General features: G+C 64.2%; 21 protein-coding genes. 8 read left to right on the top strand and 13 right to left on the bottom strand.

The features are described 5' to 3' along the window. Positions 1-93: 93 nt before the first annotated feature. Positions 94-726, bottom strand: coding sequence for a J domain-containing protein (locus XH89_RS03130; RefSeq protein ID WP_194465683.1), 633 nt, complete (start codon positions 724-726; stop codon positions 94-96). A gap of 159 nt (positions 727-885) precedes the next feature. On the opposite strand from XH89_RS03130, the gene XH89_RS03125 reads away from it, so the two are divergent. Further along, positions 886-1,155 carry a BolA family protein gene (locus tag XH89_RS03125; RefSeq protein ID WP_371825244.1) on the top strand — a complete coding sequence of 90 codons (270 nt, stop codon included), beginning with the start codon at positions 886-888 and terminating at the stop codon, positions 1,153-1,155. A gap of 42 nt (positions 1,156-1,197) precedes the next feature. Here XH89_RS03125 and XH89_RS03120 read toward each other — a convergent pair whose 3' ends face one another. From XH89_RS03120 to XH89_RS03110, 3 genes are read right to left on the bottom strand one after another with little or no spacing between them, the layout of a single operon-like run. Next, positions 1,198-2,502: an HlyC/CorC family transporter gene (locus XH89_RS03120; RefSeq protein ID WP_194465681.1), complete on the bottom strand. Its 1,305-nt coding sequence runs from the start codon at positions 2,500-2,502 to the stop codon at positions 1,198-1,200. Positions 2,503-2,520: 18 nt separating this feature from the next. After that, on the bottom strand, positions 2,521-3,669 hold the full coding sequence (aroB, locus tag XH89_RS03115; protein WP_194465680.1) for a 3-dehydroquinate synthase: 1,149 nt from the start codon (positions 3,667-3,669) through the stop codon (positions 2,521-2,523). Then, complete coding sequence (locus tag XH89_RS03110) at positions 3,666-4,289, bottom strand: shikimate kinase (protein ID WP_194465679.1); 624 nt, start codon at positions 4,287-4,289, stop codon at positions 3,666-3,668. Before XH89_RS03110 ends, aroB begins: the two co-directional genes overlap by 4 nt. A 158-nt stretch (positions 4,290-4,447) precedes the next feature. Here XH89_RS03110 and XH89_RS03105 point away from each other — a divergent pair, with 158 nt between their 5' ends. The 4 genes from XH89_RS03105 to XH89_RS03090 all read left to right on the top strand — a co-directional run bounded on the left by XH89_RS03105 (position 4,448) and on the right by XH89_RS03090 (position 8,700). Beyond that, positions 4,448-4,594, top strand: coding sequence for a hypothetical protein (locus XH89_RS03105; protein WP_035669499.1), 147 nt, complete (start codon positions 4,448-4,450; stop codon positions 4,592-4,594). A gap of 17 nt (positions 4,595-4,611) precedes the next feature. Beyond that, positions 4,612-5,580 (top strand): site-specific tyrosine recombinase XerD, encoded by a 969-nt coding sequence (gene xerD / locus XH89_RS03100; protein WP_194465678.1) that lies wholly within the window; start codon positions 4,612-4,614, stop codon positions 5,578-5,580. Between the two features lie 188 nt (positions 5,581-5,768). After that, on the top strand, positions 5,769-6,731 hold the full coding sequence (locus XH89_RS03095; protein ID WP_194465677.1) for an acetyl-CoA carboxylase carboxyltransferase subunit alpha: 963 nt from the start codon (positions 5,769-5,771) through the stop codon (positions 6,729-6,731). A gap of 442 nt (positions 6,732-7,173) precedes the next feature. Beyond that, positions 7,174-8,700, top strand: coding sequence for a murein L,D-transpeptidase family protein (locus XH89_RS03090; RefSeq protein WP_246767722.1), 1,527 nt, complete (start codon positions 7,174-7,176; stop codon positions 8,698-8,700). A gap of 222 nt (positions 8,701-8,922) precedes the next feature. On the opposite strand, the gene XH89_RS03085 is transcribed toward XH89_RS03090, so the two are convergent. The 7 genes from XH89_RS03085 to XH89_RS03055 all read right to left on the bottom strand — a co-directional run bounded on the left by XH89_RS03085 (position 8,923) and on the right by XH89_RS03055 (position 16,447). Then, positions 8,923-9,618: an ABC transporter ATP-binding protein gene (locus XH89_RS03085; protein ID WP_194465675.1), complete on the bottom strand. Its 696-nt coding sequence runs from the start codon at positions 9,616-9,618 to the stop codon at positions 8,923-8,925. Next, on the bottom strand, positions 9,611-10,345 hold the full coding sequence (locus XH89_RS03080; RefSeq protein ID WP_194465674.1) for an ABC transporter ATP-binding protein: 735 nt from the start codon (positions 10,343-10,345) through the stop codon (positions 9,611-9,613). The genes XH89_RS03085 and XH89_RS03080 overlap by 8 nt, the downstream gene beginning before the upstream one ends. Continuing rightward, positions 10,332-11,426 carry a branched-chain amino acid ABC transporter permease gene (locus XH89_RS03075; protein ID WP_194465673.1) on the bottom strand — a complete coding sequence of 365 codons (1,095 nt, stop codon included), beginning with the start codon at positions 11,424-11,426 and terminating at the stop codon, positions 10,332-10,334. Before XH89_RS03075 ends, XH89_RS03080 begins: the two co-directional genes overlap by 14 nt. A 6-nt stretch (positions 11,427-11,432) precedes the next feature. Beyond that, positions 11,433-12,647 (bottom strand): substrate-binding protein, encoded by a 1,215-nt coding sequence (locus XH89_RS03070; protein ID WP_194465672.1) that lies wholly within the window; start codon positions 12,645-12,647, stop codon positions 11,433-11,435. Between the two features lie 4 nt (positions 12,648-12,651). Then, on the bottom strand, positions 12,652-13,509 hold the full coding sequence (locus XH89_RS03065) for a branched-chain amino acid ABC transporter permease (protein ID WP_194465671.1): 858 nt from the start codon (positions 13,507-13,509) through the stop codon (positions 12,652-12,654). An 84-nt stretch (positions 13,510-13,593) separates the two neighbouring features. Next, entirely contained in the window at positions 13,594-15,108 is a 1,515-nt protein-coding gene (locus XH89_RS03060) for an amidase (protein WP_194465670.1), read from the bottom strand. Positions 15,109-15,262: 154 nt separating this feature from the next. Next, entirely contained in the window at positions 15,263-16,447 is a 1,185-nt protein-coding gene (locus tag XH89_RS03055; protein WP_246767721.1) for a substrate-binding domain-containing protein, read from the bottom strand. Positions 16,448-16,626: 179 nt separating this feature from the next. Here XH89_RS03055 and XH89_RS03050 point away from each other — a divergent pair, with 179 nt between their 5' ends. Then, positions 16,627-17,061 carry a MarR family winged helix-turn-helix transcriptional regulator gene (locus XH89_RS03050; protein ID WP_194465669.1) on the top strand — a complete coding sequence of 145 codons (435 nt, stop codon included), beginning with the start codon at positions 16,627-16,629 and terminating at the stop codon, positions 17,059-17,061. A gap of 228 nt (positions 17,062-17,289) precedes the next feature. On the opposite strand, the gene secA is transcribed toward XH89_RS03050, so the two are convergent. Next, positions 17,290-20,130, bottom strand: a complete 2,841-nt coding sequence (gene secA, locus XH89_RS03045) for a preprotein translocase subunit SecA (protein ID WP_194465668.1) — start codon at positions 20,128-20,130, stop codon at positions 17,290-17,292. A gap of 355 nt (positions 20,131-20,485) precedes the next feature. Here secA and XH89_RS03040 point away from each other — a divergent pair, with 355 nt between their 5' ends. Both XH89_RS03040 and argJ read left to right on the top strand, forming a co-directional pair. Further along, the gene (locus XH89_RS03040; protein WP_194465667.1) at positions 20,486-21,436 is read left to right on the top strand and encodes a peptidylprolyl isomerase; all 951 of its coding nucleotides are present in this window, start codon (positions 20,486-20,488) and stop codon (positions 21,434-21,436) included. A 112-nt stretch (positions 21,437-21,548) separates the two neighbouring features. After that, the gene (gene argJ, locus XH89_RS03035; protein ID WP_194465666.1) at positions 21,549-22,790 is read left to right on the top strand and encodes a bifunctional glutamate N-acetyltransferase/amino-acid acetyltransferase ArgJ; all 1,242 of its coding nucleotides are present in this window, start codon (positions 21,549-21,551) and stop codon (positions 22,788-22,790) included. 60 nt (positions 22,791-22,850) lie between these two features. On the opposite strand, the gene XH89_RS03030 is transcribed toward argJ, so the two are convergent. Further along, positions 22,851-24,200, bottom strand: coding sequence for a TadE/TadG family type IV pilus assembly protein (locus XH89_RS03030; RefSeq protein WP_194465665.1), 1,350 nt, complete (start codon positions 24,198-24,200; stop codon positions 22,851-22,853). Positions 24,201-24,230: the final 30 nt, after the last annotated feature.

The following is a 24,230-nucleotide window of genomic DNA, read 5'->3' as shown; positions in this document are numbered from 1 at the left end:
CTGCGCTCCGCCCTGGACAACGCTACGCGTTGCCAAGGCTGCGCTTGTCCGGGACGACACCGGGAGTTTGGCTACAACTGAGGCAAGAAGCCCTCAGGCCTCCCGCACCACGGTCTTCAGATAATTATACGCCTTGATGATCTCGATCAGGCGATCCTCGGTGGAGCGGTCGCCGCCGTTGGCGTCGGGGTGATGCTGCTTGACCAGCGCCTTGTACTTGCTCTTGACGTCGGCGAGCGTCGAGTTCGGGCCGAGGCCCATCACCTGGAGCGCCTTGCGCTCGGCATTCATGACCTTGCGCGTTTCCGCCTTGGGCTCGGCCTCGGGGCCTTTCCGCCAGCTGGCGCGGCCGTTGATCTCCGAGAACATGCTGAACGGATCGGACGCCATGTCGATCTCGGCTTCCGCACCCTTCTTGCCGCCATTGGCGCCCATCTTCCAGGTCGGGCGATGGCCGGTCAGCGCATCCTTCTGATAGCGCGCGACGGCTTCGGCATTCATGCCGGAGAAGAAATTGTAGTTCTGGTTGTACTCGCGCACATGGTCGAGGCAGAAGTGCCAGTACTCGCGCGAATTCTCGCGCCCCTTCGGCGCGCGGTGGCTGCCCTTGTTCTGGCAGCCGGTCCATTCGCAAGCGACCACGGTCTCGCGCGGCTTCGCTTCCGGCTGCTTGCCGCGCGGCTTGACGCGGATGGAGTCGAAGAACTTTGATGAATCGATCGGCATGGCTGACTTTGACTACGCAATGCAAAAACCTTCAAGTCTTGACATTGCAATTAGCTGACCACCGGTAGCCGAAGTTTTACTTCGGCGTTCTTAGAACGGCCGCCCCAAGGGGCGGCCTATGCAGTTGACGGGGTGCGATCGCGTCCCTTAATGGCACTCATGGTTATGAAAGACACTATCAGCAACAAGTTGCGGGAAGCTTTCACACCGGAAAGCCTGCAAGTCGTCGACGAGTCACATTTGCATGAGGGTCACGCCGGCCATCGGCCAAGCGGCGAGACGCACTTCCGTGTTTATATCGTGTCTCAGGCCTTCAAAGGGAAGAGCCGGGTCGACCGTCACCGCATGATAAATGCGGCGCTGGCCGCGGAACTTTCCGGCGGCGTGCACGCGCTGGCGATCCACGCGCTGGCGCCGGGGGAAGGGTGACCTTCGCTTACCCTCCCCCTCCAGGGGAGGGTAAAGAGAAAATCAAAACGATTTCCCGGCCCTTCTCGGCTTCGCCTCTTCCAGCTCCGCCTCGCGCGTGACCGGAGAAATACGGAGTGCGGTGATGCGGTTGCGTTCGCGGCGGAGGACGCGAAAGCGGAAGCCGTGGAACGTAAAGCTCTGGCCGCGGTCGGGGATCGAGCGCGCCTCGTGAATGACGAGGCCGGCGACCGTGGTTGCCTCTTCATCAGGCAGGCGCCAGTCCATGGCGCGGTTGAGGTCGCGGATCGGCACGGAGCCGTCGACCACGACCGAGCCGTCAGGCTGGGCGCGCACGCCCGCAACCACGACATCGTGCTCGTCGGAGATGTCGCCGACGATCTCCTCCAGAATGTCTTCCAGCGTCACGAGACCTTCAACTTCGCCATACTCGTCGACCACGAGCGCGAAATGGGTCTTGCGGCGGCGGAACGCCTTGAGCTGCTCGGCTAGCGGCCGCATCTCCGGCACGAACCAGGGCGGCAACGCGATGGTGGAGACGTCGATGCGCGAGGTGTCGCCGTCGGAGGCGCGGATCGCGCGGAGGAGGTCCTTGGCGTGGAGCACGCCGATGATGTTTTCCGGCTTCTCGCGCCAAAGCGGAATGCGGGTGTATTCGGTCGCCAGCACCTCGCGCACCAGATCGTCCGGCGGCATGTCGGCGTTGATCATCATCATCTCGGTGCGATGGATCATGACGTCGGAGACCTGGAGCTCGCGCAAATCCAAGAGGCCACCGAGCATGTCGCGGTCCTGCTTCTCGACCTTGCCCTCGTGGTGCAACAGGTCGACCGCACCGCGCAGGCGTTCGGTCGGCGACAGGATCGCCTGGTGCTCGCCGGCGAGGCCGAAGCCGCGCATCAACAGACGCACGATGACTTCCACCACCCGCAGCAGCGGCCCCAGCACATACATGGTCAGCCGCATCGGGCGCGCGACCGCAAGCGCCATACGGTCCGGCGCGTTGATGGCGATGGTCTTGGGCAGCACCTCGGCGAAGATCACGACCAGCGCCGTCATGACGCCGGTGGCATAGAGCACGCCGACATCGCCGAACCAGCCGGTGAAGATGGAGGTTGCGAGCGCCGAGGCGGTGATATTGGCGATGTTGTTGCCGAGCAGCAGCGCGCCGATCAGGCGCTCGCGCATGTCGAGCAGCTGCGAGACCACGTCGGCGTCGCGATTACCCTGCTTGGAGAGCCTGAGCATGCTGGCGCGCGAGGCGCCGGTCAGCGCGGTCTCGCTCGCGGCGAAGAAGCCCGAGACCAGCAGGCAGATGATGACGATGGTGAAGCCGAGCCAGTCCATGCAGCACTCAACAACGTATCACGCCTTGCAGGCGAGCTTGTCCTTCAGGAAGTCGCGCACCGGCGTCGGCTCGACGTCCTTGGCGATGACTGCGCGCCCCACGGCTTCCAGCAGAATGAAGGTGAGCTTGCCGCGCTTAACCTTCTTGTCCTGCGCCATCAGCGCCATCAGCGCGTCGGCATCCGCAAGGCCCTCCTGGGCGAAACCGGCGATGTCCTGCAGGCGCGTCGGAAGTCCGGCTTCGATGAGGTGATGCTCGACGCGGGCCGCATCGGCCTCGCCGATCATGCCGAGCTTTGCGGAAAATTGCGCCGCGAGCGTCATGCCGATGGCGACGCCCTCACCGTGGAACAGGCGGTCGGAGAAACCGGTCGCGGCTTCCAGCGCGTGGCCGAAGGTGTGGCCGAGATTGAGCAGCGCGCGCTCGCCGGTCTCGCGCTCGTCGCGCGAGACCACGCCGGCCTTGGCGCGGCAGGAGGTCGCGATCGCATGCTCGCGAGCGGCGCCGCCCTTGAAGATATCGGCGTGGTTCTTCTCCAGCCAGGTGAAGAAGGCCTCGTCGCCGAGCACGCCATATTTGGCGACCTCGGCATAGCCGGCGCGGAATTGCCGCGGCGACAGCGTATCGAGCACGGCGGTGTCGGCGATGACGAGCACCGGCTGGTGGAAAGCGCCGAGCAGGTTCTTGCCCTGCGGCGAGTTGATGCCGGTCTTGCCGCCGACGGATGAATCGACCTGCGCCAGCAGCGAGGTCGGCACCTGCACGAAATCGACGCCGCGGCGCAGGATCGCGGCAGCAAAGCCGGCGAGATCGCCGACGACGCCGCCGCCGAGCGCGATGACGAGATCGTTGCGCTCGATCTTGGCGGCGATCAGGGCTTCGCTGACCTTTTCAAGGCCGGCATAGGTTTTCGAAATCTCGCCTTCCTCAACGACGACGCGCGAGGTCGGAATGCCGGTGGCGGCAAGCGAGGCTTCCGTCGGCTCGAGCCAGTATTTGGCGACGGTGCGGTCGGTGACGATGGCCGTGCGCACGCCGGGGCGCAACGCCGCGACCCGCTCGCCGAGCGAGGCCAGCACGCCGCGGCCGATGACGATGTCGTAGGCGCGATTCTCCAGCGCGACCTCGACATTGACAGGATCGGAATGTTTCAGAGGCGCGGTCATCGTACGGCACTCGCGACGTCGGCAGGTGGTTGGGCGGTCTGTTGACCGCAGAGATAGGCATGCAGCGTCTCGATGCACTCCTCGACGATCTTGTCGTGCGGCACATCGCGCGAGGCGATGGTGAGATCGGCATGGCTGTAGATCGGCTCGCGCTCGGTGAGCAGGCGCGTCACGGTTCCTTCGGGATCGGCGGTCTTGAGCAGTGGCCGGTCGGCGCGGCGTCGCACCCGGCGCATGATGACGTCGTGATCCGCCCTGAGCCAGATCGAGATCGCCTTGGCCGCGATGCGGGCGCGGGTATCCTCGCGCATATAGGCACCGCCGCCGGTCGCCAGCACCACCGGCCCACCGTCCAGCAGGCGCGCGATCACCCGCGCCTCGCCATCGCGGAAATGCGGCTCGCCGTGGCGCTCGAAAATCTCCGGTATGGTCATGCCGGCCGCGGCCTCGATCTCGGTGTCGGCATCGACAAAGGGCAGCTTGAGCCTGAGAGCCATGCGGCGGCCGATGGTCGATTTGCCGACGCCCATCATGCCGACGAGCACGATCGAACGCGTCCCCAGCGCCGACAGGATGTCGGCCTCGGGGTTCGGTTGTGCAGGCAGCGCGGCGTCGGGCATTGGATCTCGCTCAATCTGCCGCCAAAGGCGGCATCCCGGCCACCTATACGACCCCCTCGGGGCCCTCGCCAGAGGACTCTTGCTATGACCCGGCGAACATGTTGGATGATTTCATTGGTTAATTTGCCTGTTCAAGACCCTCGCCGAGACCTTGCCCGATGCCCAGCCTGTTCCGCTTCCTGACGGTCGTCGCCGTGATCGCCGGCATCGTCTATGGCGTGGTGTTCGCGCTGGCCAATTTCGTCAATCCGAAGCCGCGAGAAATGACGGTGACGATCCCGCCGGATAAATTTCTCAAGAAATAGGAGCTAGCCTGACGGGCATGCGCAAATCCCCCGCCAGCAAGCCCTCAGACGCCAAGCTCACCGGCCTGTTCCTCGACATGCTCGCGGCGGAACAGGGCGCCGGCGCCAACACGCTCGATGCTTACAGGCGCGACCTCACCGATTTCTCCGAGTTTCTCGGCCGCGGCGGCCACAGCTTTACGGACGCCGAGACACAAGTCCTGCGCGACTATCTCGCCGATCTCGATGCGCGCGGCTTCAAATCCTCCAGCGTCGCGCGGCGGCTGTCGGCGATGCGGCACCTGTTCCGCTTTCTGCTCAACGAGCGCATTCGAACCGAAGATCCCGCGGCGATCCTCTCCGGTCCGAAGCGCGGCCGCGGCCTGCCAAAGGTGCTGTCGATCTCGGATGTCGATCGCATGCTCCGCCGCGCCAAGGAGATGAGCGAGGCGGCGGATGCCTCGCCATCGCAGCGGCTGCGGGCCTTGCGGCTCTATTGCCTGCTCGAGGTGCTCTACGCCACGGGCCTGCGCGTCTCCGAGCTGATGTCGCTGCCGCGCTCGGCGGCCAAGCGCGACGCCCGCATGATCGTGGTGCGCGGCAAGGGCGACAAGGAGCGCCTGGTGCCGCTGAACGAGGCCTCGCGCCAAGCGATGGCGGATTATCTCGCCGCGACGGAAGCCGCGAAAGGCGAGAAGAAGGGCAGCCTCGCCGCCTCCAAATGGCTGTTTCCGTCGTTCGGCGAGAGCGGGCATCTGACGCGGCAGCATTTTGCCCGCGACCTCAAGGAGCTCGCGGTCGCCTCGGGGCTGCAGGCGCGCCTGGTCTCTCCGCACGTGCTGCGGCACGCCTTTGCCAGCCACCTTCTGCACAACGGCGCCGATTTGCGCATCGTGCAGACCCTGCTCGGCCATACCGACATCTCGACCACGCAGATCTACACCCATGTGGTCGAGGAGCGGCTGAAGAGCCTGGTGCGCGACCTGCACCCGCTGGCGGAGAAGTAACCACCGCCGTGTGGCGGCGGGCGAAACCGCCTTGACTTCCGCCACATCTCCGCAGAAAGAGCCGGGGCCTTGTCAGTGATTTGCCGCGCTCCCGGGAGCGCACAGGTCAACCTCTTGAAGAAGCTACACTTCTTTGACTGAAGCCAACCCCGCTTCGCCTCGTCGTCCCGTCCCCCTATATTGAAACGATGCCAGACCAGATGCGCAGCTATCTCGACTTCGAAAAGCCCGTCGCCGAGCTCGACTCCAAGGTCGACGAGCTCAGGACGCTGGCTGCCTCCGGCACCGACATCGCCGAGGAGATCGGCCGGATCGAGGACAAGGCGGCGCAAGCGCTGGCCGACCTCTATCTGAACCTGACGCCGTGGCAGAAGACGTTGGTCGCGCGGCACCCGCAACGGCCGCATTTCAACGACTTCATCAAGGGCCTGATCACCGAATTCACCCCGCTCGCCGGCGACCGCAAGTTCGGCGAGGACGAGGCGCTGGTCGCGGGCTTCGGCCGCTTCCGCGGCGAGGCCATCTGCGTGATGGGCCAGGAAAAGGGCGATTCCACCGAGAGCCGCATCAAGCACAATTTCGGCATGGCGCGCCCCGAGGGCTACCGCAAATGCGTGCGGCTGATGGAGATGGCCGAGCGGTTCGGCCTGCCGGTGCTGTCGCTCGCCGATTCCGCCGGCGCCTATCCCGGCATCGGCGCCGAGGAGCGCGGCCAGGCTGAAGCCATCGCGCGCTCGACCGATGCCTGCATGGCACTGACGGTGCCGAACGTTGCCATCATCACCGGCGAGGGCATGTCGGGCGGCGCCATCGCCATCACCACCGCCAACAAGGTCTTGATGCTGGAGCACGCAATCTACAGCGTCATCTCGCCGGAAGCCGCCTCCTCCATCCTGTGGCGCGACGGCTCCAAGGCGCAGGAAGCCGCCAACAACATGAAGATCACCGCCCAGGACATGCTGCGCTTCGGGGTGATCGACGCCATCCTGAAGGAGCCGGTCGGCGGCGCCCATCGCGACCCCGCCGCCATGATCGCCACCACCGGGGACGCCATCGCCAAGGCCTTTGACGAGCTCCGCGGCATGGACGGCGACGCCATCCGCAAGCAGCGCCGGCAGAAATTCCTCGATATCGGCCGGAAGCTGGGCTGATTCGCCCCGATTCCGGGTCCGCATCGGCGGTGTGCTCCCTCCCCCGCCTGCGGGGGAGGGTCGGGGAGAGGGTGTCTCCTCTCGCGACACTCCCAATGCGGCGCGAGCCCCTCCCGACCTCCCCCGCAAGCGGGGGAGGTGAAGAGAGAGGGTAGTAACCCCGCGTTAACCCTTTTTTTGCCCAAATCGGCGATCTCAGTACTGGTTCCGCTGCAAAGTCCAAGTTCCGGCCCAGTTTAAGTCTCTGTTGACCACGCTGCCGCGCCAACGGGCTCGTGATCCCCGGTCGGGTTGCGACCTCAAAGGGCGGAGGTTAGAATTTTAATCAATGGCTTCAGGGCATAAGCGCTGGGGCTTGGTCTGAAAAAGTCCGGCTGTCCGGTCAGGCCAAGCTCCACAAATCGGGGTTCGCGCTTCCGCCCGGCACGTTGTGGGGTCCATCTTGAATTCTCGTTCGCTTGCTCGCGCGCTCTTGGCTTCGGTTGCGCTTGCCGCCAGCATTGTGCTCGCCGGCTGCGATACCGATCAGGTGTCGCTGGCGACCAATGCCAAGGCCAACCAGCCGGTCCCGCCGAAACTCGTCGCCGCGATGGGCGAAAAGGACATGGATCTGAATTCGCCGATCCTGATCCGCCTGTTCAAGCAGGAAGCCGAGCTCGAAATCTGGAAGCAGACCCGCAGCGGCCAATTCGCGCTGCTCAAGACCTATCCGATCTGCCGCTGGTCGGGCGACCTCGGTCCGAAGGTGCGCGAAGGCGACCGCCAGGCGCCGGAAGGATTCTACTCGATCAATCCGAGCCAGATGAATCCGCAGTCGGCCTATTACCTCTCGTTCAACACCGGCTTCCCCAACGCGTTCGACCGCGCTCTGGGCCGCACCGGCTCGCAGCTGATGGTGCACGGCGATTGCTCCTCGCGCGGCTGCTACGCGATGACGGACGAGCAGATCGCGGAGATCTATTCGCTCGGCCGCGAGTCCTTCTTCGGCGGTCAAAAGGCGTTCCAGTTCCAGGCCTATCCTTTCCGGATGACGCCGGTGAACATGGCCAAGCACCGCAACAATCCGAACATGGCCTTCTGGAAGATGATCAAGGAAGGCTATGATCATTTCGAGGTGACGCGGCAGGAGCCGAAGGTCGATTTCTGCGAGAAGAAGTACGTGTTCGACGCGGCGAAGGCGCCCGACGCCAAGCGCGATCCCGTGTTCGACGCCTCGGCGAAATGCCCCGCCTATATCGTCCCCGAGGACATCGCCAGCGCCGTGCGCGAGAAGGAGCAGCGCGACGAGGCCGAGTACGCCAAGCTCGTCGCCAAGGGCACGCCGGTCGCGCGCATGAACACCGGCATCGACGGCGGCATGAACAAGATCTTCGCCGCGAAGATTCCGGAAGGCTCGACCGGCCTGTCGGAGAGCGCCGAAGGCACCACGCTGCAGATGCTGGCGATGTCGAAGGCGCCGGGCACCATCCCCGGCACCGTCAACCCGCCGAAGCCGAATCTCGAAGCGGTCGCCGCCGCGCCGAAGGAAGAGCCTGTCGTTGCCGCACCCGCGGCCAACACCCGCGTCGCTTCGGCGCAAGCCTCCGAAAAGTCCGGCGGCTTCTTCTCCAATCTCGGCCGCAAGATGGGCCTTGGCACGGCGGACACGACCGCGACCACGCCGCCGCCGCAAGCAACCGCATCTGTCGCCCCAACCACCGCGCCCACGACGCCGCCCACCGCGGCTTCCCGACTGAAGGCGGCTGTGACGCGGTTCGTGCCCGGCTATGATGCGTCCAAGACCAAGTCCGTCGCATCGGCCAAACCCGCCGAGCCGAAGCAGCCCGAGACACAGACGCGCGCGCCGCTCAAGCCGTCGGTGTCGGGCAACGCGCAGGCCGACGCCGGGAGCAAGGATACGCAAATGGCGGGTGCTGCACCGGTGGTCTCGTCGAGCTCGTTCGACAACCGGTTCTCGGCGGTGAAGTAGGCGGGCCTAGGACTCTCCTCGATCGACAATCTCTCCCCGTCACCCTGAGGTGCTCGCCTCTTCGGCGCGCCTCGAAGGGCGACGGCCCGGCTGCCAGCTCGACCGTGCATCCTTCGAGGCTCCCGGCGCGATGCTCCGCATCGCGTCACTCGCGCCTCAGGATGACGGGACTAGCAGCGGGGGCGTTACGAGGAATCTGAAAGCTAGCAGCTGCCCCGATCCCTACGGCGCCAGATATCGCATCAGTTCGGGATTGCCCCTCACCTCGCCCGCCTCGCCTTGCAGGGCGACGCGGCCTCGGTCGAGCACGTAGGCGTAGTCGGCGACGCGGAGCGCGAGATCGAGATGCTGCTCGACGATGATGACGGCGATCGTCTTCGCCAGCTCGATCAAGCGCTCGGTGATCTCCTCGATCACACCGATCCAGACGCCCTCGGTCGGCTCGTCCAGCAGCAGCAGCTTGGGATCGCCCAGCATGGCGCGGCCGATGGCGAGCATCTTGCGCTCGCCGCCGGAGAGCGTGCCGGCGGGCTGGTCGAGGCGCTGACCGAGCTTCGGGAAGATCGTCAGCACGCGATCGACCGCGGTGGCATCCTTGTTGAAGAGCGAGCCGACCGCGAGATTGTCGCGCACCGACAGGCGCGCGAACACCGAGTGCTCCTGCGGCACATAGCCGATGCCGGCGCGGACGCGCTCCTCCGGCCGGCGACGGCTGATGTCGCGGCCGTCGAAGCCGAGCTCGCCCTTCCACGCCGGCAGCTCGCCGACGATGGTCTTCATCAGCGTGGTCTTGCCGGCGCCGTTACGCCCGAGCACGGCGACGCCGCCACGCCAGGGGATGCCGAGGTTGACGTCGAACAGGACCTGGCTGCGGCCATAGCCGGCGTCGAGATGCTTGATGTCCAAAAATTCAGGCACGGCGCAGATAGATCTCCTGAACGGATGTGTTGGCCTGGATCTCGGATACCGTGCCCGACGCCAGCACCTTGCCCTGGTCCAGCACGGTCAGACGATCGCAGATGTCGCGGATGAAATCGAGGTCGTGCTCGACGATGACGAGCGAGCAATGTTGTTTGATCGGCTGGAGCAACTCGCCGGTGACGCGGCGCTCCTCAAGACTCATGCCGCCTGTCGGCTCGTCGAGCAGCAATAGTTTTGGTTTGCCCGCCAGTGCCATCGCGATCTCCAACCATTGCTGCTGGCCGTGCGACAGCGCGGCGGCCGCATCGAAGGCGCGGTTCGCAAGACGAAATTGCGTCAGCATGGTCATGACCTGATCATGCAGCGCGCTCCTCGTGCGCGAGAACACGAGATCGAGCAGCGAGGACTGCGCCTGCAGCGCGAGCAGGATGTTATCGTAGAGCGTCAGCGAGGGCAGCACTGAGGTGATCTGGAACTTCAGGCTCATGCCGGCCCGCGCCCGCTCAGTCGGCGTGAACGCGGTGATGTCGGTGTTGACGAAGCTCACCTTGCCCTGCGTCGGAACTTCCGCGCCGGCGATACACTTCATCAGCGTGCTCTTGCCGGAGCCGTTTGGGCCGATCAGGCCGTGAAACTCGTTCTCGCCGACGGTGAGCGCGGCGCCGTCGAGCGCAGTGAGCTTGCCGAAGATCTTCGAAATGTCCGCGGCTTCAAGGAGCGGCATTGCGCTTCTCCCTGGATTTGGCACCGAAGCTGCCGACCCGCTCGCGCTCGCCGAGGACAAAGCTGATCAGGCCGAGCGGCCGGAACAGGATCACCAGCAGCAGCAACAGCCCCAGAATGATCGGCCAGATATCGCGGTAGTTGTCCGACAGCCAGAAGCTGACGCCCTCGACGATCACCGTGCCGATGACGGCGCCGATCAGCGTGCCGGAGCCGCCGAACAGCACATAGAGCACGACCTGCGTCGAGACGACGACGCCGACCATGTTGGGCCAGACAAAACCTTCGTGGAAGGCATAGAGGCTGCCGGCAAGTCCGGCGATGGCACCGCCGATCGCGAAGATGATCGCTTTCAAATGCTGCGCCTTGTAGCCGAAGAAGGCAATGCGCTGCTCGTTCTCGCGCAAGCCTGCGAGCGCGAGCCCGAACTGCGAGCGCACCAGGAAGCGGCAGAGCAGATAGACGACGACGAGGATGCAAAGCACGAGATAATAGAACGCCGGCCCTTCCGAGAACTCGTAACCGCCCGATGTCATCGGCGCGATCGAGGGAATGCCGTTCTGGCCGCCGAGATAATACCAGCCGCGCGCCAGGCGATCGGCGGCATAGGAGCCGGTCAAGGTGCCGAGCGAGACAAAGATCACGCTGGAGGGATGGCGGCCCAGCAGCAGAAAGCCGCCGAGCAGAAGCGAAACGGCGAGACCGATCAGCGTGCCCGCCGGCAGCACCAGGAAGATGTTGGTGATATCGAGGTCGCGCGCGAGCAGCGCCACGCCGTAGCCGGCCGAACCGAAGAACAGGGCCTGACCGAAACTCATGATGCCGGCGTAGCCCCAGACCAGATCAAATGACAGCGCGAACAGCGCGAGGATGATCACGCGCGTCGCGAACACCGTCAGGTAGTCCTGCAGCACCAGCGGCGCGATGAGCGCGGCGACGAGCACCACGCCCTCCACGATCGGCAGGACTTTACGTCCCGCGACAGCCTGTGTCGCCGCTACGCGTTCCGTCATTCCGACGTCCGTGTCCCCGTCGAGTTCGGCGGAGATCGCCTGTTTCACTGCGCTCATCGACTTCGACATGCGATCTTAGCATTCCTTGGGATCGACGAGACCGTCGCTGCGTCCGACAATCTCGTAATTCCCGCCCTTGGCCACGGCCGTGTACATCTTCATCTTGCAGTGCCGCTTGCCCGGCACCATCTCGGCAGGTCCACCGGGACCTTCGGCGATCTTGGCATGGTCGAGCGCGGCGGCGACCGATTCGCGATCGATCTTGCCGGCTTCCTTCACGGCGGCTTCCCACAGCTTGAGGCCGCGATAGGTGCCGGTCGCGGCACTGCCGGCGGCGAACAGGAAGTTGCCCGGGAAATCCTTCTCGTAGGCCGCCTGGATTTTTGCGTCGAACGGGTTCTCCTTGGTCAGGACCTTGAAGTAATCGAGGCAGCTCGCAAGGCCCTCGATCTCGTTCGCCTGATTGATGTTGAGCGTGTTCTCGTCGTAGTAGACGCAGGCCAGACGACCGCCGTTCTTGAGGAAACCGGCTTCATAGAGCTGCTTGAAGAACGGGCCGACGCCGGGCGGGATGACCGTATTGAAGACGACGTCGACCTTGTTGGAGATGATGCGGTTGACGGTCGAGGAGAAGTCGATCTGATCGAGCGGATAGTATTCCTCGAACACGACCTCACCGCCGTTGGATTCGATCACCTTGCGGGCGTAGACGTTGAGCGTGTGCGGCCAGACATAGTTGGCGCTCGGCAGCGCGAATTTCTTGCCGCCGTTCTTGATCAGCCAGGGAATGAACTCGTCGCATTGCTGCGCGGGCGTCGGGCCGGTGCAGAACAGATAGGGCGTGCACTCCTTGCCTTCGTAGAGCTGCGGATAGATATAGAGCGTCTTGCCGCGTGCCACGATCGGGTCCTTGATCGCGTTGCGCATCGACGAGGTGATGCCTCCCAGCACCATGTCGACCTTGTCACGCTGGATCAGCTTGCGCACGTTGCCGACCGCGACGGATTCGTTCGAGGCGGTGTCCTCGATATAGAGCTCCAGCGGCCGGCCTAGCAGGCCGCCGGCATTGTTGATCTCCTTGATGACCATTTTGGCAACGTTTGCGTCGGCGTTGCCGGCATAGGCGATCGGGCCGGTGAGATCGGTCGCGATACCGACCTTGATCGGGGCTTCCGCCGCGTTGGCCCAGGGTGCCGGGATCACCCAGCTGCCGACTCCGGTCGCGACCGCGCCGGAGGCGAAGGCGAAATTGGACAGAAAGCGGCGGCGAGAGAGCTGACGATCGAACATATGACTAAACCCCTTTTCCAGCGACGAGGCCCTGCGGGCGGAATTTGATGAAGGCAATGGCGAGGACGAAGACGAGGACATCGGCAACCACCGGCGCCATGATCCACGGCAGCGCGGCGCTGAGCGTGCCGATGACGCCGGCACCGGCGACCGGGCCGATGAAGGAGCCGACACCGCCGACCATCACGGCGACAAAGCCCTGGATCAGGAAGCGGATGCCGAGATCGGCATAGAGGCTGAACACCGGCACGATCAGCGCGCCGGCAAGGCCGGCCAACGCCGACCCGAAGGCAAAGGTGGCGCCGTACATCAGAGGCGTGGAAATGCCTGACGCCCGCGCCAGCGACGGATTCTCCAGCGTGGCGCGCATGCGCAGGCCGAAGCTGGTGCGCGACAGCAAGAGATAGCAGCCCGCCATCACCAGGAGCGTGATGACAATGATGGTGAAGCGCCACGCCGAGATGTGCATGGTGCCGATATCGATCGAACCGCCGATCGGCTCGGGCACGGTGAGATAGAAGCCGCCGATCAGCCCGCGCACGGATTCGCGGATGATCAGGCCGAGCGCGTAGGTGCCGAGCATGGCGACAACAGGCGCGGCATAGAAGCGGCGGATGATCAGCGCCTCCAGCACGAAGCCGAGGGCGCCGACCAGGAAGGGCGCGGCGACCATGCCGGCCCAGATCGGCAGGCCCTTGGCGTAAGCGAGATAGGTGATGTAGGCCCCGAGCAGGACGAACTCGCCCTGCGCGAAGTTGAAGATGCCCATCATGCTGGCAATGATCCCGAGCCCCAGCACGATTAGGACGATGATCGCGCCAAAGCTCAGGATTTCGAACGCCGCGACGAATGCGTTAGCCATACGTTTGGTTCTTATTTTGACGCGTTTTCTTGACGCGAACCGGCATCCACTTCGCTCTGCAACCCGCCTGCACCAGCGCGCCCCTCACATCTTCTTCCAGTCGCCGATCTGCTCGAAGGCGTGCGCGGCACGGTAGATGGTGGATTCCGCGAACATGCGGCCGACCAGCATCAGGCCGACCGGCAGGCCGTCGACCATGCCGCAGGGCAGCGACATCGCGGGATGATGGGTGATGTCGAACGGCGCGGTGTTGGAGATCATCTCAAGCGCGCGGGCGACGTAGTCTTCGCGGCTGGCATTGGGCTCCGGCAGCTTGGTTGCCTTCATCGGCGTGGTCGGCATCAGCAGCAGGTCATAATCCGCAAAGGCCTTGTCGTAGGCCGCGGTGAGCCGTCGCGAAATGTTGAGCGCCTTGCCATAGAAACGTGGGCCGAAATTGTTGTTGATGTAGGTGCCGAGCATCATGAACAGCTTCGTGGTCTCGGACAGCGAGTCGGCCTGCCGGCGCCAGCCGCGATGGAAATCCATCAGCGAGGTCGAATAGAGATCGCCACGGCTGAGCCCGTAGCCGTCGCCAAACATCATGGTCTGGGTCAGACCTTCGGTGCCGATGGGGGTCCAGATCGCGCCGCCGAGGAGATGCATCGGGATCGACACCGTCTCGACGCTGGCGCCGAGATCCTTGAAGCGTTTCGTCGCTTCGCGCACGCTTTCATTCACCGCGGCCTCCGCGCCCGGCTGCTCGAAGCCTTCCTTGAGGATGCCGATCTTCATGCCCTTGACGCCCTGGCCGAGCGCCTTGGTGTATTCCTCGACCTTCGGCGCCTTGATGCGGGGATCGTAGCCGTCATCGCCGGCGAGCACTTCGAGCAGCAGCGCGTTGTCGGCGACGGTCGCGGTCATCGGGCCGGTATGATCGACATAGATCTCGATCGGCATGATGCCAGTGTAGGGCACGAGGCCCCAGGTCGGCTTCATGCCATAGATGCCGCAGAACGAGGACGGCATGCGGATCGAGCCGCCCTGATCTCCGCCGATCGCCATGTCGACCTCGCCGAGCGCGACCACGACGCCCGAGCCCGACGACGAACCACCGGCCGAGTAGCCCATCTTGTGCGGATTGTGCACCGGCCCGTAGGAGCCGGTGTGGCTGCCACCGGACAGGCAGAAATGCTCGCAATGCACCTTGCCCTTGATCTCGGCGCCGGCATCCAGCATGCGCGTGACGATGGTGGCGTCGAAATCGGGCACATAGCCTTCCAGCGTCGATGAGCCGTTGGTCATGGGCACGCCGGCCAGCATGATGTTGTCCTTGAGCGCAACCGTCTTGCCCTTGAGCTTGCCGCTGGCGGCGCCCTTCACCGTCGACTTGCGATACCAGGCGTTGCGGGGGTTCTCTTCGGCTGAGGGCCGGTAGCCCGGCGTGCGCGGGTATTTCACCTCGGGCACCTCGTCGGGCATGGCGGCGACGAGATTGTAGGCCTCGATCGAACCCTGCATCAGGCCGCGGAACGAGGCGACGTCGTCATCGGTCAGCGAAAGGCCGCATTGCTCGGCGACGCTGCGAAGCTGGGCTGGCGTGGGAAGGACAACTGTCACGGCGCTCTCCTGAAGTTTCTTGAAACGAACGTGGGCGTGGCCGCCCCGGCGCGACGCACCGCACCGGCGAGCTCGCCGAAACATTCAAAACGGAAATATTTTCCTTTTCAAGTATTATTTTGCAAAAGCCTCCCCGGCGGATTGCCGCGCGGGGTCAGATCGGCTTGATCAGCTTGAAGTCGAGACCGTCGGCCTCGGCGAGATGCATCGACATTCGCGCGCGCCCATCGCGAACGGTGACCGATCCGCGCGCGCCGCTGTAGACGATGTTGCGGCCGGCTTTGAGCATCGGCCCGATCGCCAATGTGCCGGCCTTGTTGGCGACTGCTTCGAGAAAGCGCAGGCCCTCGTAGCTGGACTGCCCGACCGAGCCGATCGGCGGCGCATTCGGTCCGAACATCGCGCGATAGCGGCTCTGGAAGTCGTCATTGGCGCGCGTGCCGGTGCCGGTGAAATAGCCGGAGGCGCAGAACATGTTCTCGCTGTTGTCGGCGCCGATGCCGAGCAGCACGGTGTCGTCCATGGCGCCGGCAAGCCGCAGCGTGGTGGCTCCCAGGCCGCATTCGCCGAAGGCGCGATTGAAGGTGCTGCTGTCGGTGCCGATCAGCGAGATCAGCACCACGTCGGGCCGCGCGGCGCGGATGCGCGCCAGATGCGGCTCGTGATTGTCCTCGCCTAAGGGAACGAACTCCTCGCCGACGACATGGCCGCCGGTTTCCTTGATGTAGCGCTTCACGGCCCGGTGCGACTGCCAGGGCCAGACATAATCGCTGCCGATCAGGTACCAGCGCTGCGCCTTCTTGACGTCGGCGAGCCAGTGGATTGAGGGCCGGCTCTGCCAGCGCGGCGTCTCGCCGATCGCCATCACGCCCGGCGTGCGCTCGCCGCCTTCATAGACCGGCGTGTAGATGTAGGGGATGCAATGCCGCGTGGTGATGTCCCGCAGGGCGACGCGGACCGCGCTGGTGTGCAGGCCCAGGATCAGATCGACCTCGTCGAAGGCGATCGCCTGCTCGGCACGGTTCAGCACCTCGTCGAGCGGCCCGCCGGCATCGTAGATCGATAGCTCGATTTCGCGGCCGAGAATGCCGCCACGCTTGTTGATCTCGGCGACCGCGAGCTGCGCGCTATTGGTGGCGCAGGGCCCCCAGATCCCGGGCGAGCCGGAGCAGCAGATGAAGCCCCCGATGCGCAGCTTGTTCGGGCCACGCCGCTTGAAGAGCGCGTGATCGCTCGGCAACAACGTACCGTCAGCCGCCGATGACGACAGATTCCTGAACAGCAGGGACGGCGGCAACGCCGGACCGCCGTGAGCCGGGAAGTTTACCGTCGCGTGCACGCCAACTCCTGTCTGGCACCAGACCTGAAAGCACATTGAGCAGGCGGCCGCGGCATCCGCCCTTTTGTTGGGCAATCATCCTAATTTGAAAATATTGAATATTCAACAATTGAAGTGCATATAGATGCAGCATTGATTGCAAGACATTCACTCATTTGGGTCAAGACGAAGTCTTAGCCGTGGCAAAATCGAACGCTCCCATCACCGAACACCTCGCTTACCTGCTCGCGCAAGCCAACCGCGAGATCAACCGGCAGCTGGAACTGCGGCTGAGCAAGGAAGGAGTTCCCGTCGAGCAATGGCGCATCCTGAAAGTGCTGTCGGACGGCGACGGCCATTCGATGGGCGAGCTTGCGGAAGCCGTGCTGCTCAACCATCCGACGCTGACCAAGATGATCGACCGCATGGTCTCCGACACGCTGGTCTATCGCGTGCAGGACCCCAACGACCGCCGCAAGGTTCTGATGTTCATCTCCGACCGCGGCAAGGTGTTGTGCAAGAAGCTCAACTCGCTCGCGGTGGACCAGGAAGAGCACATCCTGGAGAGCTACGGCGACAAGTCGACAAGCGAACTGAAGCGGCTGCTGGAGAGCTTGATCGACAGCTCGAATTGACGCGTATCGCAAGGCTCGCGATGCAGCTCAACAAAGACTGTCGTCCCGGCGAACGCCGGGACCCATAACCACAGGGTGTGATTGTTTCGAAGATTAGTAGTTGCGGTGTCTCACGCGATACGACGACTGCGCGCCATCGATAGACCACGCGGTATGGGTCCCGGCGTTCGCCGGGACGACAGGGGAGAATGAGGCGCCAACGTCGCGCCTCAAAAACTCATCCAAGCCTTAAGCGTACCGCCCGTGGCAGTGCTTGAACTTCTTGCCGCTTCCGCAGGGGCAATCCTCGTTGCGGCCGACCTTGCCCCAGCTGGCGGGATTCTTCGGGTCGCGCAGCGCGGCGTCGGTGGCCTGCGGGGCCAGCGAGACGCTGGCGATGGCCATTTCGTCTTCGCCGGTATCCGGGTTGAGCTTGTGCGCTTCCATCTGCGGCAGCACCGGGGCTTCCTGCTCCGGCGGGACGATCTCGACGCGCATCAGCTGCGCCGTGACGGCCTCGCGCAGATGAGCGCTCATCTCCTGGAAGAGGTTGAAGGCCTCAGTCTTGTACTCCTGCAGCGGATCGCGCTGGCCATAGCCGCGCAGGCCGATGACCTGGCGCAGATGGTCGAGCATGATCAGATGCTCGCGCCAGAGATGGTCGAGCGTCTGCAACAGGATGGTCTTCTCGACGTAACGCATCACGTCGGGGCCCCATTGCGCGACCTTGGCCGCCATGTGCTCGTCGGCGCGGGTCTCGATGCGCTTGAGCAGCTCCTCGTCGGCGATGCCCTCTTCCTTGGCCCAGCCGTCGACCGGCAGGTCGAGGTCGAGCACGCGCTTCAATTCGTCCTTCAGGCCGGCGACGTCCCATTGCTCGGCATAGGCATGCTCGGGGACGTGCTTGGCGACGAGATCGTCGATGAAGGCGTGGCGCATGTCGGTGACGGTCTCGGCGACGCTCTCGTCTTTCATCAGGTCGACGCGCTGGTCGAAGATCACCTTGCGCTGGTCGTTCTGGACGTTGTCGAACTTGAGCAAATTCTTGCGGATGTCGAAGTTGCGGGCTTCGACCTTCTGCTGCGCCTTCTCGAGCGCCTTGTTGATCCAGGGATGGATGATCGCCTCGCCCTCTTGCAGGCCGAGACGCTGCAGCATGCTGTCGAGACGGTCCGAGCCGAAGATGCGCATCAGATCGTCTTCCAGCGACAGGAAGAACTTCGAGCGGCCGGGATCGCCCTGACGGCCGGAACGGCCGCGGAGCTGGTTGTCGATGCGGCGGGATTCGTGCCGCTCCGAGCCGATGATGTAGAGGCCACCCGGCTTGTTCACGGTCTTGGCGGGCTTTGAGCCCTTGGCCGGCTCGACCTCGATGGTCTCCTCGGCCTTCAGCACGATGTCGCGGAAATGCGCGATGTCGGCCTTGATCTGCTCGATCTTCTTGGCCTTCTCGGCCTCGTCCTCGATGCCGGCGGCCTCCTGTTGGATGCGCATCTCCAGCGAGCCGCCGAGCTTGATGTCGGTACCGCGGCCGGCCATGTTGGTCGCGATCGTGATCGCGCCGGGCACGCCGGCCTCGGCGACGATATAGGCTTCCTGCTCGTGGAAGCGCGCGTTCAGCACCGCGAACAGCTTTGCCGGCTTGCCGGCGCGCGCGGCAGCATAGAGCTTGTCGAGCGCGTTCTCCTTGCCGAAGTCGATCTGCTTGTAGCCGTTCTGCTTCAAGAACTCGGCGAGTACTTCCGACTTCTCAATCGACGCGGTGCCGACCAGCACCGGCTGCAACCGGGCGTTGGCACGTTCGATCTCGGCGAGGATCGCCTGGTATTTTTCCTTCTGGGTCCGGTAGACCTCGTCGTCCTCGTCCAGACGCGCGATCGACAGATTGGTCGGGATCTCCACGACCTCGAGCTTGTAGATGTCGAACAGCTCGTCCGCTTCGGTCGCGGCCGTACCGGTCATGCCGGCGAGCTTCTCGTACATGCGGAAGTAGTTCTGGAAGGTGATCGAGGCCAGCGTCTGGTTCTCGGGCTGAACCTGGACGTGCTCTTTCGCTTCCAGCGCCTGGTGCAGGCCTTCCGAATAGCGCCGGCCCGGCATCATGCGTCCCGTGAACTCGTCGATGATGACGACCTCGTCGTCGCGGACGATGTAGTCCTTGTCGCGGGTGAACAGCGTGTGAGCGCGCAGCGCCTGGTTGATGTGGTGCACGACGGAGACGTTCTCGACGTCGTAGAGCGATTCGCCCTTGAGCTGGCCGGCGTCGCGCAAGAGCGTCTCGATCTTCTCCATGCCGCCTTCGGTCAGCGTCACGGTGCGCTGCTTCTCGTCGACCTCGTAATCGGTCTTGTCGAGCTTGGGTAGGAAAGAGTCGATGGTGTTGTAGAAGTCCGAGCGGTCGTCGAGCGGGCCCGAGATGATCAGCGGCGTGCGCGCTTCGTCGATCAGGATGGAGTCGACTTCGTCGACGATGGCGAAGAAGTGCGGCCGCTGGACCATGTCCTCGAGCCGGTACTTCATGTTGTCGCGCAGATAGTCGAAGCCGTATTCGTTGTTGGTGCCGTAGGTGATGTCGCAGGCATAGGCGGCCTTGCGCTCGGCATCGTCGAGGCCATGGACGATCACGCCCGTGGTCATGCCGAGGAAGCCGTAGATCTGACCCATCCAGCCGGAGTCGCGGCGGGCGAGGTAATCGTTGACGGTGACGACGTGGACGCCCTTGCCGGCGAGCGCGTTGAGATAGACCGCAAGCGTTGCGACCAGCGTCTTGCCTTCGCCGGTCTTCATCTCGGCGATGTCGCCCTCATGCAGCACCATGCCGCCGATCAGCTGGACGTCGAAATGGCGCTGGCCGAGCGTGCGCTTGGCGGCCTCGCGCACGGTGGCGAAGGCCGGGACCAGGAGGTCGTCCAGGGTCTTGCCCTCGGCGAGCTGCTTCTTGAACTCGGCGGTGCGGGCCTTGAGCGCCTCGTCGGAGAGTTTGGCGAGCTCCGGTTCCAGTGCGTTGATCGCGTTGATGCGGGACTGATATCCCTTCACCCGCCGGTCGTTGGCGGAGCCGAAAAACTTGCGGGCGAGCGCGCCGATCATGCCTAGTTCCTGTGTTCGCGATTTAACCGCGTTGCAGCCAAGAAGTTGTCACCCTCCGGCCAATCAACTCACCGTGACGCCTTATGGCGCCAGAGCCCGGACTATCGGGGGGTCATCCGCCATATGGGTGGGAATTGGGCTAGTTTGGGTTCAACGGCCAAAAACGCAGCAAAATAAACGCCATCGCCATGGTCGCGACCGCGCAGAGATATGGCCCGGTCAGGGCCTTGTCAACGGCGGGCGCATTGCGGCTAATTCATCATTTTGACAGACTTTTCGCGTTGCCAAGCCCCCCTGAATTGGGCGAGTGTCCGCCCCGCTCGAGCAGCCCCCTGCTTCAACAAAAGGATTTTCCATGACCACCTCGTTCCCGGTAACCACCGGCCTGCGTTTCCGCCATGCGTCCGCCCTGGCTGGCAGCCTCGCCCTGGCGCTGACCCTGGCCTTCGCGGGCCCGCTCCGGGCGGCCGACGATCCCGTTCTGGCCAAGGTCAATGGCGCTGAAATCAAGAAGAGCGACGTCACCATGGCCGAGGAAGAGCTCGGACCAAGCCTTGCCCAGATGGATCCGGCGACCAAGGACGAGAACGTCCTGTCGTTCCTGATCGACATGAAGATCGTGGCCAAGGCCGCCGAGGACAAGAAGGTCGCCGATGGCGACGAGTTCAAGAAGCGGATGGCGTTCGCCCGCAACCGCCTGCTGATGGACAGCCTGCTCGCCAACGAGGGCAAGGCCGCCACGACCCCGGATGCCATGAAGAAGGTCTATGAAGAGGCCGCCAAGCAGATCTCCGGCGAGCAGGAAGTGCGGGCCCGTCACATCCTGGTCGAGACCGAGGACGAGGCCAAGGCGGTGAAGGCCGAGCTCGACAAGGGCGCCGATTTCGCCGAACTCGCCAAGAAGAAGTCCAAGGATCCGGGCTCCGCCGACGGCGGCGACCTTGGCTTCTTCACCAAGGAACAGATGGTGCCGGAATTCTCGGCCGTCGCATTCGCGCTGGAGCCGGGCAAGATCTCCGACCCCGTGAAGTCCCAGTTCGGCTGGCATGTCATCAAGGTCGAGGAAAAGCGCAACCGCAAGGCGCCCGACTTCGAGCAGGTCAAGGCCCAGATCGAGCAGTACGTCACCCGCAAGGCCCAGGCCGACTACGTCGCCAAGCTCCGCGCCGACGCGAAGGTCGAGCGCATGGACCAGGCGGACGCGTCCAAGGACGCCAAGCCGGCTGACGCGGCCAAGCCTGCCGATGCGAAGCCTGCCGATGCGAAGCCCGCCGACAGCAAAATGGCGCCTCCCGCCAAGAAGTAAGAATTCGCTGTCACTTCGGTGACGCGAAGAGTATTTAAGCCTACCTGATGCCCGGCCCCGCAAAGAGGGGCCGGGCATCTGCATATCCAGACCTCACCAAGGCGCCCCCGCGATGTCCTCATCAGTCTCCCCGCTCGCCCCGAAGAATGTTCCTGATATGCCCGTGATCGCGGGCGTCCGTCTTGCGACGGCCGAGGCCGGCATCCGCTACAAGAACCGCACCGACGTGCTGCTGGCGATCATGGACAAGGGCACTGCGGTCGCCGGCGTCTTCACCAAGTCGAAGTGCCCGTCCGCCCCGGTGGAATGGTGCCGCGCCAAGCTGAAGGGCGGCAAGGCGCGCGCGCTGGTGGTCAATTCCGGCAATGCCAATGCCTTCACCGGCAAGACCGGCCGCGCCTCCACCGCGCTAACCGCGAAGATCGCGGCCAAGGCGGTCGGCTGCAGCGAGAGCGAGATCTTCCTGGCCTCGACCGGCGTGATCGGCGAGCCGCTGGATGCGACCAAGTTCGACGGCGTGCTCGGCCGTCTCGCCGCATCAGCGGAAGCCGGCGATTACCTCGCCGCAGCGAAAGCGATCATGACCACCGACACCTTCCCCAAGGTTGCGACCGCGACCGTGAAGCTGGGCAAGGCCAAGGTCACCATCAACGGCATGGCCAAAGGTGCCGGCATGATCGCCCCCGATATGGCGACGATGCTGTCCTTCATCTTCACCGACGCCCCGATCGCGCCGGCTGCGCTGCAGGCCCTGCTCAAGGCCGGTGTCGAGGATACCTTCAATGCGGTCACGATCGACGGCGACACCTCGACCTCGGACACGCTGCTGGCGTTCGCGACGGGCGCTGCCGCCGAACACGGTGCACCGAAGATCAGCCGCGCCAGCGATCCGCGCCTGAAGGCCTTCGTCAAGGCGTTCAACCAGATCCTCGCCAATCTCTCCGAGCAGGTCGCCCGCGACGGCGAAGGCGCGCGCAAGCTGGTCGAGATCACCGTCGAGGGTGCCAAGACCAAGGCCTCGGCGCGCAAGATCGCGATGTCGATCGCCAACTCGCCGCTGGTGAAGACCGCGATCGCCGGCGAGGACGCCAATTGGGGCCGCGTGGTGATGGCGGTCGGCAAGGCCGGCGAACCGGCCGATCGCGACAAGCTGTCGATCTCCTTCAACGGCATCCGCGTCGCCAAGAGCGGCGCGCGCGATCCATCCTATGACGAAGCGCAGGTGTCGGAGGCGATGAAGGCCCCGGAGATCGCGATCAAGGTCTCGCTCGGCCTCGGCAAGGGCCGCGACCGCGTGCTGACCTGCGACCTCACCAAGGAGTATGTCGCGATCAACGGGGATTACAGGTCGTAGTTCAGGCCGTCATTCGGGGGCGATACGCCGCTTCGCCCCCGGCACGACGCGCGTCGGGTCTCAGCTGGCAATCCGCGCGTCGGCGACGGCCTTCTTGAACAGCGCGTTCATCGCGTCCGAGATGCCCTGGGTGGGACTGACCTCGAAATAGAGCCCGGGCGAGGCGCAAGCCTGCATGTTCTGCGCGATCTCGCTGTTCGGCGAGGGCCCGTACGGCCCCTTGTTGAACGGGTCGATCCAGGCCATGTACCAGGTGTTGGTCGGCAGCTGCAGATAAGTGGTGTAGAGCACCGCGACCTTGACGCCGCGGTCCTTCAACGTCTTGCAGAGTGCGGGATTGAGCGGCGACTGGCAACGTGGCGAGATGTTGCCGAATGTTGAGTTGTACATCGTCTTGAGGCAGGCGGTGTTGCTTTCGTCGGCAACGCCGTCGGATACGAAGAACAGATACTTCATCGGCGCCGCCGACGTGCCCGCGCCCGGCGACGAGATCGCCGTGTTGATCGCCGGGAATACATTGCTGAACTGGGTATCCTTGTCGGCGGTGTAGGCATCGTTGTTGCCGTAGACGCCCATCAAGTCGATTGCGCCAGCCGCAGACTTGGCGCTCGACAGGCTAGAGGACAGCGAGAACAATGCTCGCAGGCCGATGGTCGCCGACGACGCACCGAAATCGTAGATCGCCATGCGGAATTGATTCGAATAGGTTTCGGTCGCAGCCGCCGTGTCCATCAGGTTCTGGGTCGCCTGGCGCAGCACGTCGATCCGCGTCGTCACCCCGAGCGTCTTGGCGAGATTGTAGTAATTGTTCGAAGTCGAGAGATCGTGGCAGGCGAAGGCGCATTTGTCCGACGTATTGTTGACCATCTTGGTGACGTCCGTCGGTGTCGCCGCCACCCCCATCGACGGTGAATTGTCCAGCAGCAGATAGAAATCGACATAGAGGGGCATGTTGACCGTCGAGGTCGACGTGCCGGTCACGGTCAGCCCGCTCTTGCCGATCAGGCCAAGGAACATCGTGTTGATGTTGGCGCTGTACGTCACGGTCGAGGTGACGGTCGAGCCGCTCTTGACCACGGTCGGCGTGACGCTGTTGAGCGTGTAGCCGGTCAAATTGGCGCGGTTGGCATCGAAGATGTTCTGAGCATCGGTCGCCCCGGCGGGAATCGGGCCGTCCGACGTCATCGAGCCCGCCGCCGCGAAGGCCGCCGAGGCCTTGGCGATCGAGCCGACGCTGGCTGCATCGGCCGCGGCCTGCAGCTTGGACCGCGTCTGGGTGGCGCGGGAATAGTCGATGGCACAGCCGATCACGGTGATCAGCGGGACGCAGGCAATTGCAAAGATCACCGCGATGTTGCCGCTGTTGTCGCGGACGAACCGGCGAGTGAGAGTGCGAAGCGCAGCGCGCATAGCTTGGTCCTGGAAGGGTTTTTAGGAGTT

Origin of the sequence: Bradyrhizobium sp. CCBAU 53340 (assembly GCF_015291645.1) — a bacterium.
GTDB lineage: Bacteria > Pseudomonadota > Alphaproteobacteria > Rhizobiales > Xanthobacteraceae > Bradyrhizobium.
Note: the sequence above shows the minus strand (reverse complement) of the source record. Positions and strands in the feature narration are given on the sequence as shown.

Bases quoted from the DNA above. Each gene is read 5' to 3' on its own strand.
- XH89_RS03080 (WP_194465674.1), bottom strand. From the start codon at position 10,345: ATGCCGCTCCTTGAAGCCGCGGACATTTCGAAGATCTTCGGCAAGCTC.
- argJ (WP_194465666.1), top strand. From the start codon at position 21,549: ATGTCCTCATCAGTCTCCCCGCTCGCCCCGAAGAATGTTCCTGATATG.
- XH89_RS03075 (WP_194465673.1), bottom strand. From the start codon at position 11,426: ATGTCGAAGTCGATGAGCGCAGTGAAACAGGCGATCTCCGCCGAACTC.
- XH89_RS03030 (WP_194465665.1), bottom strand. From the start codon at position 24,200: ATGCGCGCTGCGCTTCGCACTCTCACTCGCCGGTTCGTCCGCGACAAC.
- xerD (WP_194465678.1), top strand. From the start codon at position 4,612: ATGCGCAAATCCCCCGCCAGCAAGCCCTCAGACGCCAAGCTCACCGGC.
- XH89_RS03110 (WP_194465679.1), bottom strand. From the start codon at position 4,289: ATGCCCGACGCCGCGCTGCCTGCACAACCGAACCCCGAGGCCGACATC.
- secA (WP_194465668.1), bottom strand. From the start codon at position 20,130: ATGATCGGCGCGCTCGCCCGCAAGTTTTTCGGCTCCGCCAACGACCGG.
- XH89_RS03130 (WP_194465683.1), bottom strand. From the start codon at position 726: ATGCCGATCGATTCATCAAAGTTCTTCGACTCCATCCGCGTCAAGCCG.
- XH89_RS03070 (WP_194465672.1), bottom strand. From the start codon at position 12,647: ATGTTCGATCGTCAGCTCTCTCGCCGCCGCTTTCTGTCCAATTTCGCC.
- XH89_RS03105 (WP_035669499.1), top strand. From the start codon at position 4,448: ATGCCCAGCCTGTTCCGCTTCCTGACGGTCGTCGCCGTGATCGCCGGC.
- XH89_RS03125 (WP_371825244.1), top strand. From the start codon at position 886: ATGGTTATGAAAGACACTATCAGCAACAAGTTGCGGGAAGCTTTCACA.
- XH89_RS03040 (WP_194465667.1), top strand. From the start codon at position 20,486: ATGACCACCTCGTTCCCGGTAACCACCGGCCTGCGTTTCCGCCATGCG.
- XH89_RS03120 (WP_194465681.1), bottom strand. From the start codon at position 2,502: ATGGACTGGCTCGGCTTCACCATCGTCATCATCTGCCTGCTGGTCTCG.
- XH89_RS03065 (WP_194465671.1), bottom strand. From the start codon at position 13,509: ATGGCTAACGCATTCGTCGCGGCGTTCGAAATCCTGAGCTTTGGCGCG.
- XH89_RS03095 (WP_194465677.1), top strand. From the start codon at position 5,769: ATGCCAGACCAGATGCGCAGCTATCTCGACTTCGAAAAGCCCGTCGCC.
- aroB (WP_194465680.1), bottom strand. From the start codon at position 3,669: ATGACCGCGCCTCTGAAACATTCCGATCCTGTCAATGTCGAGGTCGCG.